Below are 13,351 nucleotides of genomic sequence, written 5' to 3' on the forward strand. Positions count from 1 at the left end.
TAAAAAAATATGGAGTATGTAACGGATGGCAGCAGCAATTCAGTAACCAATGGCGAAGCACTGGTGCTGGACATAGTAATTTCAAAGAAGAATTCGGAAACTATTTTGTTAAAGGGAATTTTTACAGTCGAAGGTATTGCAGATATAGCTGTGGGTGATGATTTAAAAAACCTCAGTTGTGAACTTTGGGAAAAAGCAGATGATGGTGAAAATGCAAGTACATCACCGGTAAAAATTTGTAATCTTCTCCATGATCCTGATAATCCCAATGTAATGTATCATAGTATTCCGAAAGATTATGACCAGAAGTACAAAAAAATAGAATTGAAAATAAGAGCTAAAAAATGTACGATCAATTCAGAAACGGCTGTGCTCAATATTACATTTATAGATCAAAATGTTGCCGCTGAGGTTAATTTTACAGTGGTTGCTGCAGCCATTAAACCCGAGATAATCAAGTTTGAGGCGAGCGTTACTGTTCTGCAAAGTAATAAAACGGTCAGATTATCATGGTATGCTAAAGGAGACAAATACATCTTATGGGAAGGATTCAAAAAACTAAAAGAGGGAGAGTTAAAGGATCTTGAAGAAAGTTATACGATTGACAAAATTGCAACCGGAGACCATTCTTATACACTCGAAGTACAACGCGGTAATGCTTCTGTAACCCAAACGATACAGGTGAGAGCCTTAGGGGAATCAAAATTTTATTCCAATTGCAATCCAACCGGAGCTGATTCCATTTATAAAATTGGTAATTTCTGCGTGAGTCAGGATTCTTCCTATTTGTTTAGCTTGATGCTTAAAACGGAAAACGGCAAAACGCAATTAGACCATATTGGCTATACAAATGCGATTGAAGGTTTTTCCGGAAATTGGAATCGAATCTTACTTTCAGATACAGATAAAAAGGTACTCGAACCTTTTGCAACTTCTCCATTACTGCACATGAAAAGTACAGGTGAATTACACGGACGTTTGTTTTTTGTAGGAGGCAGTTACGTAAAACCAATGATTACCAGTAACGCTACAGCAGTAGTTTATCTGGATCTGGACTTATATGATGACAGCGAAAAAGATAAGGAGAAAGCAAAGAACAGAGTGAAACTTATTACAGAGCTGTCCTGGTCTTCACGTATGGGACATGCATGCGCTCTTTTTCCCTCTGGTGATCAGGAAAAAATATGGCTTTTGGGAGGTGTTGATGAGTGGGGTAAAGCCTTAGATGATGTATGGGTTTCCGGTGACGGCGAAACATGGACAAACAATAATACAGACGGAAGTGTAAACGAAAACCCGAAAATACCTGTAAAAATGCCCTGGAAAAAAAGATGTCTGAGCGGAATTACAGTGGAACTGAAAGACAATGGACAAAAAAAAGCGATATGGTTTGGTGGCGGCTTTTCTGAAATAGGAGGAACCGAAACATCGGATATCTGGAAATGGGAAGACAACAACTGGGGGGAAATTAAACCTCTTACCATCAATAATAGCTCTTATTTGTCTTCCGGAATTTCTTTTGTAGGGAAAGATAATGTTGACAGCACCGGTATTTTTCTGTTAGGAGGTTATCAGGACAATCAAAACAAGAAAAAATATTTTTATAGAGTAACACTCAATAATGGTAATTACAGAACCGACGAACTCGATACATCTTCGGGTGTAGATAGTCTCGCGACCACTAAACAATCCAAAATAGTGACCGGATTTTTTAAGGGATGTATGTGGTATATGGTTTTTACTAACGAAGGTGATTTAGGAATAACCTATTCGAATTTGTTTTACTGGGTACAGGTCGCAACCAGCAGGACTTTAATTTTAAGCTAGTTTTTTAATTAAAAAAAAAGAATCATGAACATTTTATCTAAAAAACAGTGTCTGGGCTGCCTGATTTTTTCGCTGTTCTTAATTGTAGCAACACCGAATTTATTCGCCCAATCCAAATACACGGTTTTATTGCCAACTATTGACAAGGCGATACCGGGAGAAAGCAATAATAATTTGCGGGTAGCAGGAGATGAAAAAGGAATCGAAACGACAAAGTCATTTTTTAAGTTCGATATCAATCCTTTACCCATTAATGCTAAGGTCGCAGAGGTGAATTTAAAATTGTACACTATTTTCAATGCCGCTATTTCTGATTTCTCTGTTCAAACCATTACACTTTTAAGAGGAGATAATTTATGGACAGGGGATGAAACCAGTTTAGCAAATCCCGCATTAAAATGGGCCAACATTAACGAAAATGCAGAAGGGCCAATTGGGCGTGCTGAGGTAAAAAAGAAGACCACATCCATAACGATGAAACTTAAATTCCCGGAGTCGTTATCTTATGTTTCTAATCTCCCTGGAGGTGGTGTGCTTTCTTTAGCGGCACGTTCTCCCGAGAAAGGACAGAGTACTCAGTTTTTCTCAACGATAACAGCAGCAACGCCTTCCAATTTCTCAAAAAAACCGAAGTTACTGGTGAGTTATGAGGTAGACCCGTATCCGTTTAGAGAAGATTGGGCACAGCCTTTTGCAAATGCGCAACACAATAGTCTGCTGAATTGGAGTACAAATACTTCTATTGTGACAGCACAAGCCAGAGCGTTACCCAATACAGGAAATGAATACATGCAGGATATAGGTAATAGAGGAGCACTGTTGATTTACAAAAACCAGCCTATTGTTTTTACTTTAACTACTACAGGAACAAATTCTGCTTTTTATGTGAAACAATTAGATTCCAAAGGCACTATTTTATGGAGCACCGAGGTTGATGGACCAGCTAAAACCTGCCCTTTAATCGACGAAAAAGGGTTGTTGTACTATATTTCTACCGCAGGAATTTTAACTATGATAGATTTAAAGAATCCTAACAGTACTTTAAACCCTCCAAAAAAAATGAAACTGACCGATATCACTAACAATCAAATAACAGTATTAAGTAATGATGTTGTCACCAGTGCTATATTAGGTTATGACCGTACACTTTATCTGTCATCAGATACTAGTACACTAGCGCTTTCTGCTTATCCGGAGTTCCAGATAAGATGGAATTATGAATTGAGAAATAATGAAACTAATGGCCCGGTTTCACTAAGTGCGGACGAAAGGAGAGCATTTCTAATCAATGTAGACAAACAACAAAAAAAGGGCAGGTTGTTGGTATTGGATAATTTTGACGGTTCTGTAATCGCTGCATCCGATTATGTTTTGGGAGGCTATCAGGACGGAACAAATTCCTTTATTCCTGCTCCAATTGTTCAGAATGATTCAACTGTTTTTGTCCTTAATGGGTTTGACAGAAGCAGCAAACTTTTTGTTTTTGATACAGATAACAAAGAAGGAATTTTGGTTAAGAAATCTATAGAGTCCGGAGCAACGGTTAATGATGGTATTTCGCAACCAGCTATAGATGCAAAAAGCAATGTGTTTTTTGTCTACAATAATAAACTGGCAAAATATGACCCGCAGGAAAACAAAGTAGTTCCTTTTGATAAATCGGATACGTTGGATAATGGTTCCATATTGGTTTGCGATGCTTCGTCCGATATTTATGCCAATGACCCGTATGGCACTACAAAAAGAGTATTGGGTTTTAAAAATGATAGTGAAGATCCAAATTCTTTTTCAGTTGGGTTTAGCTCCGATAGTGAGTATACTAAGAGAAATCTAATATTAGCGCCGGACGGCACACTCTATACGGTCACGGCAAAAGACTTAATTGCCATAACGGCGGTCAAGGTCGGGATTAATGATGTAACAATTGCAGCATCAGATTTAAAAACTAATACGCTATATCGGGCATCAAACACCATTACGGTTGACGGATCCAGGGTCTCGAAAATGATTGACACCATCCTTAATTCAGGGGGAACGATCGGTTTTAAACCCGGATTTTCGTGGATTACAGGAGCGAAGTTGACCTGTAAGACGGGGCATTAAAAAACAAATTTCAACTAAATTAAAAATTATTATAATGAAAAAAATACAACAGTTAGTAGCAATTGCACTATTTATAATTTCGACTCAGGTAAACGCACAAGTTGCAGATGCATTGACAATTCTTCCAAATGGCAATGTAGGGATTGGTACCAATGATCCTCATCAGGCAAAATTGGTTGTAGATGGAAAGCAAAGTGACTCTTATAAAACTAAAATATTTGTTTATGGTTATGGAACATCTAGTACTATTCTGCCTAATGTTCCGATTGAAAATTCTATTTATGCTTCTGATGCGATTATTTCAGGTCAATTAAATGTGATGTCCGATAGTCGAATAAAAAAAATAATAGGGAAAAGTGATAGGGATAAAGATCTTGAAATTCTTTCAAAAATTGCTGTGACAGATTATAAAATGATAGATTCTATTGAAAAAGGGAATCAACATTACAAAAAAGTAATCGCCCAACAGGTAGAAAAAGTGTACCCAATGGCAGTAAGTTCAAATTTGACCGAAATTATTCCAAATATATACCAATTAAGTCGCGTCAACAAAGGTTGGATAGATTTAGAAACGAAGGATCTGGTTGCAGGTGATAAAGTAAAACTTGTTTTTAGTGAAGAGACAATTATTGTTACTGTATTGGAGATAGAGAAAGCGAGGATCAGGGTAAATTGTTCGAAAGAAGGAGCTGTTTTTGTCTATGGAAAAGAAGTGCATGATTTTCGTTCAGTAGATTATGAGGCAATAGCAATGCTTAATGTAAGCGCCACTCAGGCCTTGCTGAAACGTGTTGAGGTACTGGAAGCCAATGAAGCTGCATTAAATAAAACCATTGGTGAATTAAAAGCAGAACAACTACAGACCAATCAACGATTGCAGAGGATCGAACAATTTCTTTTACCAAGAATCGCTGATAAGTAAGTACGATAGTAACCTTAGTAGGGAACTTATTTTTTGACAGTCGGAAGCTGCAAAGTTTCTCATGCAGATATCAAAAGGGAAAGACGGAGTAAATCGAAAATCCGATAAAGAGTAGATAAATTTAAAATAAAAATAGTATGATAGGAAGTTTTACACAAGTACCAATTGGAACCATTATTGCATATCCTTCAGATGTGCTGCCCGGAAAAGGATGGCTGAGATGTGACGGTACGAGAATCGAAGAAAAATATACAGAGCTGATAAACATTTTAGGAGGTATGACCTTAACTCCAAATCTTGTCGGACGAACACTTATTGGTAGTGGTAAACCTTATAATGAGAAACAATCAGACAATCGATATCCAAATTTTGATGCAAATACGAGTTGGAAGGCGAGAGATACAGGCGGAGAATACCAGCATCAATTAACGATAAATGAAATGCCCGTTCATAATCATCCAATAAACAATGGTGATTTTGGATTGCATTATCAAAGTTTTTCCGGTAGTAGTGAAACCAAGGGAGGATATCCCTTTAAGACGGTGTATCCACCATATAAGAAGGATGATAAGATAATAAGTAGTACAAATACAAGTGGTGGTAATGGCGCCCATAATACCATGCAGCCTTATTTTGCGGTTAACTATATCATTTTTGCAGGTTATGATAGCAGTGAGAAAAATCCAACACATTTATAATCAGGATAGAATTTGTTATTTAAAAAGGAATCTGGAATTCAAAGAGTATTTATAAATTAAAAAGATACAATTATGAGCATTGTTTTTACACAAGTCCCAATGGGAACTATTTTGGCTTCAGTATTAAACGATACTTACATACCGGAGGGATGGCTTAGGTGCGATGGGAAAAGTATACCGTCAAAGTATAAAGCTTTGATAAATGCCATCGGCAATGTCACTCCAAATTTATGTGGCAGAACCCTTATTGGCTATGGAGATGCGGTTAACAATTATGGGAGTATAAACCCAAATTTTGAGCCCAATCAGCATTTTTCAATTCATGATAAAGGGGGAGAATACAAGCATCAGTTAACCACAAACGAGATGCCGACCCATGCCCATCTCATAAATTCGGGAAACTTCGCAATACATCACCGAAGTTTTGAGGGAGAAAAAGGAGATGACCGCCCGTTTAAGACCAATCCAGGAAGTGATGATGTACCAATAAGAACTACAAATGAAAGCGGAGGCAATGGTTTTCACAACACGATGCAACCCTATTATGTAATTAATTATATTATTTATGCAGGGATGGAGGAATAAGTAATTATTTGAACATTAATTGTTTATCTTTATACTGAGTTGGAGGAGTATAAATTCTTGGCCCTTAATGTAATGCTGCTGACAATTAGATTTTTATACTATAAGTATTTTTAAGTTCGTAAAAAGTATATTTAACACATAGAAACATAGATTTTACTTCTTACCAGACTATGTTCCTATGTGTTAAAAATAAACTCACTCCATAAGTTAATTTTATATGAGTATAGAAGAACAAATCAAAATGCATATTGCCGACTTACCGGAGCCAAAACGTAGTGAAGTACAAGAGTTACACCAAATGACACTTGAAGCGTTACCGGGATGTAAACTATGGTTTTTTGACGGTAAAAACGACGAAAATAAAATTGTGGCAAACCCCAATATCGGATATGGATTTCAGATTTTGGAATATGCGGACGGCAAAACCAAAGAGTGGTTTCAAATTGGTATCAGTGCCAATAAAACCGGAATCTCTGTTTATATTTTGGGTATCAAAGACAAGACCTATCTGTCAAAAACATTTGGAGAGAAACTGGGCAAAGCGAGTGTCACAGGGTATTGCATCAAATTTAAAACGATAAAAGATATTGACCTTGCTATTCTTAAATCGGCAATCCAATATGGAGGTAGGAACGGTTAATTTAGGGATGTCATTTCTGTCATTTTGGATAACTATTTTTTTTAGCATTGCCAGTCAATAAATTATTTTTACCGGATAATCTGATAGTCAGTCGATAAATCGGTTTATTGACTTTTTATAGAAATATTTTTAAGCTTATTTTTTTTAATGGCATGATTAATGCAAAGAAGCCAATGATTTGCCTTTTTAATAGCAGATCAAGTTTAAACTCAATTGTAGATAGAGACAAAAGTCTAAAGTCTATAATTGAATATTTTATAATCAAATACTTATGAGTATTAAAAAAAATGAAACGATTTAAGAAGATGTACGTTTTTGTGACGCTGTTGTTAGTATCAGCATTTACTTATGGACAGGAAACTTTAAAAATGACTGTCAAAGAAAACAAAGTACCATGTCAGGGTGTAGCTCCGATGGAATGTTTAGAAGTGAAGTATGATAACGCAAAGGAATGGCAGTTATTTTACGATCATATCGAAGGCTTTAACTTTGAAAAAGGGAATCGCTATGAAATTATAGTGATCAGAACAAAAAGGCAAGGAGATATCCCGGCAGATGCTTCTTCTTATCTTTATAAGTTAAAAAGTATTGTTTCGAAAAAATCGGTAACAGCATCTAACGGAATTTATAACAAAAAGATGATCTTAACTCGTTTGAACGGTAAAGCGGTTATTGCCAATGGTGTATCTATAACTATTGATCCAAGTACCGAAACGATTAGCGGGAAAAGCGGATGCAATAATTTTAATGCAAAGTATAAAAAACTGAATTCAAAAAACTGGATTCAGATCAATGCCGGTATGGCAACTTTAATGGCTTGTGACGATGCAGCAATGAAATTAGAAGGAGATTTTCTTAATGCGATAAGAGATAAAAAGTATAAAATCGTAAAGAAGAAAAATGTTGTTCAGTTTAAAAATGCCAAAAATAAAACGGTAATGGAGTTTTCAATTCCGACACAAAATAGTCTTTGGAGTTATATTGAAAAAAATGACTGGAAATTGATTGCGCTTGAGAATGTAGGACAAGATTATGGAAAAGCCAGAATTAAATTCAATACTGCTGAAAAGAAAGTAAGTGGAAATAGCGGATGCAATAATTTTTTCGGAAGTTATACAGTTAGTGGTGATGATACCATTCAGTTTAGCAAAATTGCATCTACTAAAATGGGATGCCTGAATGAAGAAGCGAATAAAACAGAGCAAAAAATTCTATCGTTTCTAAATGATAAAAAATTACGTTTTGATGTAGCAGACCAAACCCTTAATTTCTATCTTGACAACAAGTTAGTAATGATGTTTGGAACAGTTAGATAAAAAAGTTCAGACCTACTGAACTGATAAAAAGCTCGGCAATTGCCGGGTTTTTTTGTTTTTTATACTGAACAAAAAAGGAGGCGCTTTATGGATCAGTACTAAAATCGATGTCGAAGTAACCCCAAGCGCAAAATGAGAGTAAGCCAAAAAAGAAATCCCTTTAATCTGTGAAATCTGTGGCTAGTCTTTTTTTTTGCCACAGATTTCACAGATTATGGAGATTAAAAAGTGGTGATTTTTATTGCTATTTCACAATCTTCTCTTACCAGTCAAAGAACGATTTTAGTAAAAACTCGCAACTTTTGGATTTCTCCAAGTTATTCCGACAACATATAAATTCACCACTAACTTGAAACTTGAAACTTGAAATTTTAAATTAATACAAAAGTACACCGATAGTCTTAATGTTTTGAACAATGAATCAGCCTTTTATATGCCCCAAAAGAGCGAGTAGAATCAGGGAAAACCACTATTTATTGAACAAAACTTTTATCGCTTATTTGTACTATGGTAGATATTGCATTTTTTGAAGGCCAACCTATTGTATGTGATGGTCTTAACAGTTTTTTTTCAAATCAAAGTGATCTGAAAGTTCTTTTTTACGCTATGAATAAGCAGGAGTTATATGCTAAAATTCAACAAAATGCTGCACTTGATGTCATTATTGTTGATTTGATTGTAAATGACGTACGAGGATTAGAAGTCTTCGAATACCTTCACAAGAATCACCCAAACTTAAAAGTTATTGCTTTTACCTCGCTTTCGAGTCCAATTCTGATTGAGAATTTGTTGGCAATGGGAGTGAAGGGATATGTTAACAAAAATCAGCAGATTGGAGTACTGTTCGAAGCAATAATAAAAGTCTACCACGGTGGTCTCTATATACCGGAGGATTATTCTTTTTTATGCGTGCAAAATAGAGTAGGTGTTCCTATTACCCTTGCCGGTAAAACGTCTTGTCAGGCAACTCATTATTAGAGTATTTAGTAAAGAAGATAAGACAAATATGTTACGACTTTCGATAAATACAATAAATCACAGGAAAAATGTTTGCGATAATTCCCATGTAAATGATGCAAGGGTGCTTTGGTGAGCATTAAAATCCGAAAACAGATAAGGATATAATAATTTCAATTGTGATCATTACACAATTAACTTATCTGATTAGAATACAGTTTTTTAGATATATAATGAATATCTCAGATAATACTTGTTTTTCAAATTTTATAATAGTTTTTAATTTATGGTGAACTTTACTTTTTTTAAAACCCGGTTTTTTGTTAAAAGAAGCGCTCTGAAGGAGGGTTTCTTAATCCCCTTTACTTCGCTTGATTTTGATGCTTTTATCCGAAAAAGTAATCGTTTTTCCCCCGATACATTTGTTAAAAACCATTTTTTTACGCTGATGCATGCGTTACAGCAGCAGGAGTTAAAATTGAATTCAAATTCTTATCAGGAGATAAATACTATACCAGTTACTAATAATCAAAACTATTAAAATGTTGAATAAAATTACATTAAAATTAAGGCAATTACAGCTGAATTTTTTGCTGTGTTTCCTTTCTCTTTTCAGTGGATTGAATGTCTTTGCCGAAGGGTCTAAAGACTTGTTTCCCAGCGGAGCAACGGGAAATAGGAGTTGGCTGACCAGTTCGACTCAAAATATTAGATTGAGTTCAGGAATGTTTATTGGGGGTGTTAACCAAGGCCGGCATTATGTTTATGTTAATGCGGGTGAAACTATTTATGTAGGTTCAAGTGCTCAGGGAATTGGTTCAGGTACAATCAATTTCAAGACACCAAGTGGAACCGTCTATACGTCTGGAACCAGCAAAACAGTTGGTTTAATTGCTAATCGTACCCAAGAGTTAGCTGGGCCATCAGCATTAGGCTCTGGTGGATATAATGCGTATTCAAAAGTGGTAGGAGCTACAGAAGCCGGAATTTGGCAGATTGAATTTGTTTCAGCTGCTCCGAATGAAAGTCCAAATACTTCAATGAACGCGTTAGGGGCTAATGCCAATTGGTCTTCAACTGACACAGCGCAACAACCAGATGATAATTCATTGATTTTAGCCTGGGACATTACGGTTGCTTCAGGTACAGTAGTAAAACCGGGACGTACATTTTTAAATGTATTTACAGGAAATATGGGAGCAAATAGTCGAAGTTTTCAAGGAAAATTTCGAGTTTTAACTATTGACGGCTATCGTTATTTAGTGAGTGCAAATGGAATGGATCCGTATGTTTTTGCTTTCTTTTCAAATAATAATGGGGTTAAATCCAGAGCTACCGGTATGCCAATTTACAAGAGTGTAGCTATGGTCGATGTAGAGAATAATACCAATTCTGCATCCCCTTCGAGTACTCCCTATTTGTATTATCCGCCTGAAAATTTTGGTTCAGGGAATGATGTTACAAATAAATTATTTTATCAGAACCCTGATTTGACAATGCCAACTTCAGCTTCGGTAAATGTTGGTGGTTCAACTGTAACAACCTGGCTGTTGAATAATGTGGTAACAGCTGCTATCTCTGATATTTTTATTTCGGGATCTGAAGGTTCTATAGGTGTTGGTGCACCTCCTTTAGGAAGTTATATCAATTTTACAGCCAGTACAAATGGTAATGCATTAGTTCAGATAGATGGAGATAATGATGGTGTGTATACAGGAAACAAAGATCGAGTTATACTTATAGCTGCCAAAACGGGTGAAAATAAGATATACTGGGACGGTAAATTTAAAGATGGAACTTATGCTTCTACGGGTTTAAACTTAAATTTAAATGTAGTTATTTTTAATGGAGAGGTACATTTCCCTTATGTAGATGCAGAAAATAATTCGAGTGGTTTTTTAGTTTCCAGATTAAACGGAAACAGTCCTGATGATAAAATTTATTGGGATGATTCTTTGTTTACTACAGCAACAGGAGAATCTAGCCCGAAAATAAATACTACTTTTCCTGGTTTGTCCAGTGCTTCTAACGGACATAAATGGTCTAGTTCCTACGGTGATAACAGAACATTGGATTCATGGGCTTATATGACAACAACGTCGCCTGTAGTTACTGTGCCTGTTGTTCAGAATGCTGCCGATTTAGCCGTAACAAGTATCAGCGATGTAACTACCGGTATTGTAGGATCAGATGTTACCTATACAGTAGTTGTAAAGAATATCGCAGGACCTAACAATGTAGTTGGAGCAAAATTTAAATTTTCAGATTTAGTCTCAGGGGCAAATTTGGCAGTTCAATCCTTTACTTCTTCTTCTACCTTAGGAGGTGCAATTACTGCACAAACGATTAGCGGTGGTGTACTTGATGCTACGGTAGACTTGCCAAAAGATGCAACTATTACTTTTACGATTATCGGAAAAGTATTGGCAGCTGCGGGAAGCAATACTACTGTCAAAGCAAGTATTATGCGTCCGGGAGATTTAACAGATCCGGATGCAACTGCAGATACACACGTCGGAACACCACCGGTAGACCCAGATGTTGAATGTGACGGAACGCCTAGTGGTGTCGGTTGTAACAATATAAAAACGGATGTTTTTACGGTTACAAGTTCACCTTTACCATTTCCATCCACTACAAATTCTTGTTTGGGAGTATTTTTAAGCGATACTTTTTCTTCAAATCCGCCAACGAGCATATATAAACCGGCAACTTTTACCGGGAATTTTATTGGTCGTGATAACGCAATTAACTTTGCCGTTGGAGGGAATCTTACCATTACAAATGGTGCTGAATACGAAGGACGTACTTTTGTTTACGGGAATTTTACGATGAACAAAACCAGTGGCTTCAATCTTGGAGTAGCGGGAGTAGGTTCTTTTATTGTACCGGATGATAACAAAAATATTTTAACCATAGGAGGTAACTTTAATGCTTCAGTAGCTTCGGGTAATTTAATACTTGGAGGAGAAAGCGGTGGCCAAATGTCTTATGGAAATATAGTGTATAAAGGAACTAAATCTCCTAATGTTAAAATTACCGGAGATGCGGGTAAAGTAATTAATGAATCTACATTAGATTTAACACCTTACAATGATGCTTTCAATGCTTTGCAGGTTTCAAGTACAGCTTGGAATCAGTTGCCAAGTGATTCAAATGTTACTTTCGTAAATGATGGTTTTGGAACTTATACGTTTACTTGTTTGACACCTGCTGTTTCTAAAACGTATGTGATAAACATTGCAAATGTTTTAGCTTCAAAGTCAAATGGTACTGTTAATTTTGTAGGTTTTCCGGATACAGCGAGTTTATTAATCAACGTTCCTGGTACAACTGTAAATTTAAACATTGCTACTTTTCAGTTTAATGGCGTAACTCAGGCTGTAGGTAGCGGAAACAAAATACCGGCTAATGAAGTAACTCCTTTTTCATTGCGAATTTTATGGAATTTACCTACTGCAACTACCGTTTCTTTAAAAGGGGCTCAGTTTTGGGGAAGTATGGTTATTCCACAACGTACCGGTACTGTTACCAACGAAATGATTGGTATGAACGGTCGTTTTATTGTTGGTGGAGATTTAATTCAAAACATAGGTGGTTCAGAAACACACAATTATCCTTTTAAAGGAGAGATCAGTACGACTACTACTCCGGTAGTTACGTCACCTGTAAATTACTGTCAGGATGCAGTAGCCACAGCTTTAAGTGCAACAGGTTCAAACCTGAAATGGTACACAGCTCAGACAGGTGGTGTTGGAAGTGCAACTGCACCAACACCTGTAACAACTGCCGTTGGTACGATTACTTATTATGTAACTCAAACGATTGGAAATTGCGAAAGTGGCAGAATCGGAATTGATGTTATCGTAAAAGAAAAACCTGTAAAACCAACAGCAGGAACTGTAACGCAACCTACTTGCTCAGTTGCTACAGGAAGTTTTGCTATTTCAAATTATAATGCAGCTTATACATATGCAGTAAATCCATCAACAGGAGTTACTATTTCAGGTGCTACTGTGACAGCTCCTGCAGGAACGTATAGTGTGACAGCTACATTAGGAGCTTGTATTTCCGTAGTTTCTGATGATGTTGTGATCAATGCACAACCAACAACCCCAGTAAAACCAACAGCAGGAACCGTAACGCAGCCTACTTGCTTAGTTGCTACAGGAAGTTTTGCTATTTCAAATTATAATGCAGCTTACACATACGCAGTAAATCCATCAACAGGAGTTACTATTTCAGGCGCTACTGTGACAGCTCCTGCGGGAACGTATAGTGTGACTGCTACATTAGGATCTTG

9 protein-coding genes are annotated in these 13,351 nt (G+C 36.4%); all 9 read left to right on the forward strand.

What is annotated here, in order from left to right; genetic code table 11:
* Nucleotides 1–9: 9 nt before the first annotated feature.
* Nucleotides 10–1,827: a hypothetical protein gene (locus tag G3A47_RS11715; RefSeq protein ID WP_166922472.1), complete on the forward strand. Its 1,818-nt coding sequence runs from the start codon at nt 10–12 to the stop codon at nt 1,825–1,827.
* 24 nt (nt 1,828–1,851) lie between these two features.
* Entirely contained in the window at nt 1,852–3,930 is a 2,079-nt protein-coding gene (locus G3A47_RS11720) for a PQQ-binding-like beta-propeller repeat protein (protein ID WP_166922474.1), read from the forward strand.
* 34 nt (nt 3,931–3,964) lie between these two features.
* On the forward strand, nt 3,965–4,852 hold the full coding sequence (locus G3A47_RS11725) for a tail fiber domain-containing protein (protein WP_166922476.1): 888 nt from the start codon (nt 3,965–3,967) through the stop codon (nt 4,850–4,852).
* 137 nt (nt 4,853–4,989) lie between these two features.
* A complete protein-coding gene (locus tag G3A47_RS11730; protein WP_166922478.1) occupies nt 4,990–5,550 on the forward strand; it encodes a phage tail protein in 561 nt (186 codons plus the stop codon).
* Nucleotides 5,551–5,622: 72 nt separating this feature from the next.
* On the forward strand, nt 5,623–6,135 hold the full coding sequence (locus tag G3A47_RS11735) for a phage tail protein (RefSeq protein ID WP_166922480.1): 513 nt from the start codon (nt 5,623–5,625) through the stop codon (nt 6,133–6,135).
* Nucleotides 6,136–6,352: 217 nt separating this feature from the next.
* On the forward strand, nt 6,353–6,775 hold the full coding sequence (locus tag G3A47_RS11740) for a DUF1801 domain-containing protein (RefSeq protein WP_166922482.1): 423 nt from the start codon (nt 6,353–6,355) through the stop codon (nt 6,773–6,775).
* A 287-nt stretch (nt 6,776–7,062) separates the two neighbouring features.
* The gene (locus G3A47_RS11745; RefSeq protein WP_166922484.1) at nt 7,063–8,091 is read left to right on the forward strand and encodes an META domain-containing protein; all 1,029 of its coding nucleotides are present in this window, start codon (nt 7,063–7,065) and stop codon (nt 8,089–8,091) included.
* Between the two features lie 507 nt (nt 8,092–8,598).
* On the forward strand, nt 8,599–9,069 hold the full coding sequence (locus G3A47_RS11750; RefSeq protein WP_166922486.1) for a response regulator: 471 nt from the start codon (nt 8,599–8,601) through the stop codon (nt 9,067–9,069).
* Nucleotides 9,070–9,590: 521 nt separating this feature from the next.
* Nucleotides 9,591–13,351 (forward strand): choice-of-anchor A family protein (locus tag G3A47_RS11755; RefSeq protein ID WP_166922488.1); only part of this gene is annotated, 3,761 nt, incomplete at its 3' end.

This window comes from Flavobacterium poyangense, assembly GCF_011751075.1.
In the GTDB taxonomy this organism is placed as follows: Bacteria; Bacteroidota; Bacteroidia; order Flavobacteriales; family Flavobacteriaceae; genus Flavobacterium; species Flavobacterium poyangense.

Coding starts and splice junctions, on each gene's coding strand:
- G3A47_RS11715 (WP_166922472.1), top strand. CDS start 10: ATGGAGTATGTAACGGATGGCAGCAGCAATTCAGTAACCAATGGCGAA.
- G3A47_RS11720 (WP_166922474.1), top strand. CDS start 1,852: ATGAACATTTTATCTAAAAAACAGTGTCTGGGCTGCCTGATTTTTTCG.
- G3A47_RS11725 (WP_166922476.1), top strand. CDS start 3,965: ATGAAAAAAATACAACAGTTAGTAGCAATTGCACTATTTATAATTTCG.
- G3A47_RS11730 (WP_166922478.1), top strand. CDS start 4,990: ATGATAGGAAGTTTTACACAAGTACCAATTGGAACCATTATTGCATAT.
- G3A47_RS11735 (WP_166922480.1), top strand. CDS start 5,623: ATGAGCATTGTTTTTACACAAGTCCCAATGGGAACTATTTTGGCTTCA.
- G3A47_RS11740 (WP_166922482.1), top strand. CDS start 6,353: ATGAGTATAGAAGAACAAATCAAAATGCATATTGCCGACTTACCGGAG.
- G3A47_RS11745 (WP_166922484.1), top strand. CDS start 7,063: ATGAAACGATTTAAGAAGATGTACGTTTTTGTGACGCTGTTGTTAGTA.
- G3A47_RS11750 (WP_166922486.1), top strand. CDS start 8,599: ATGGTAGATATTGCATTTTTTGAAGGCCAACCTATTGTATGTGATGGT.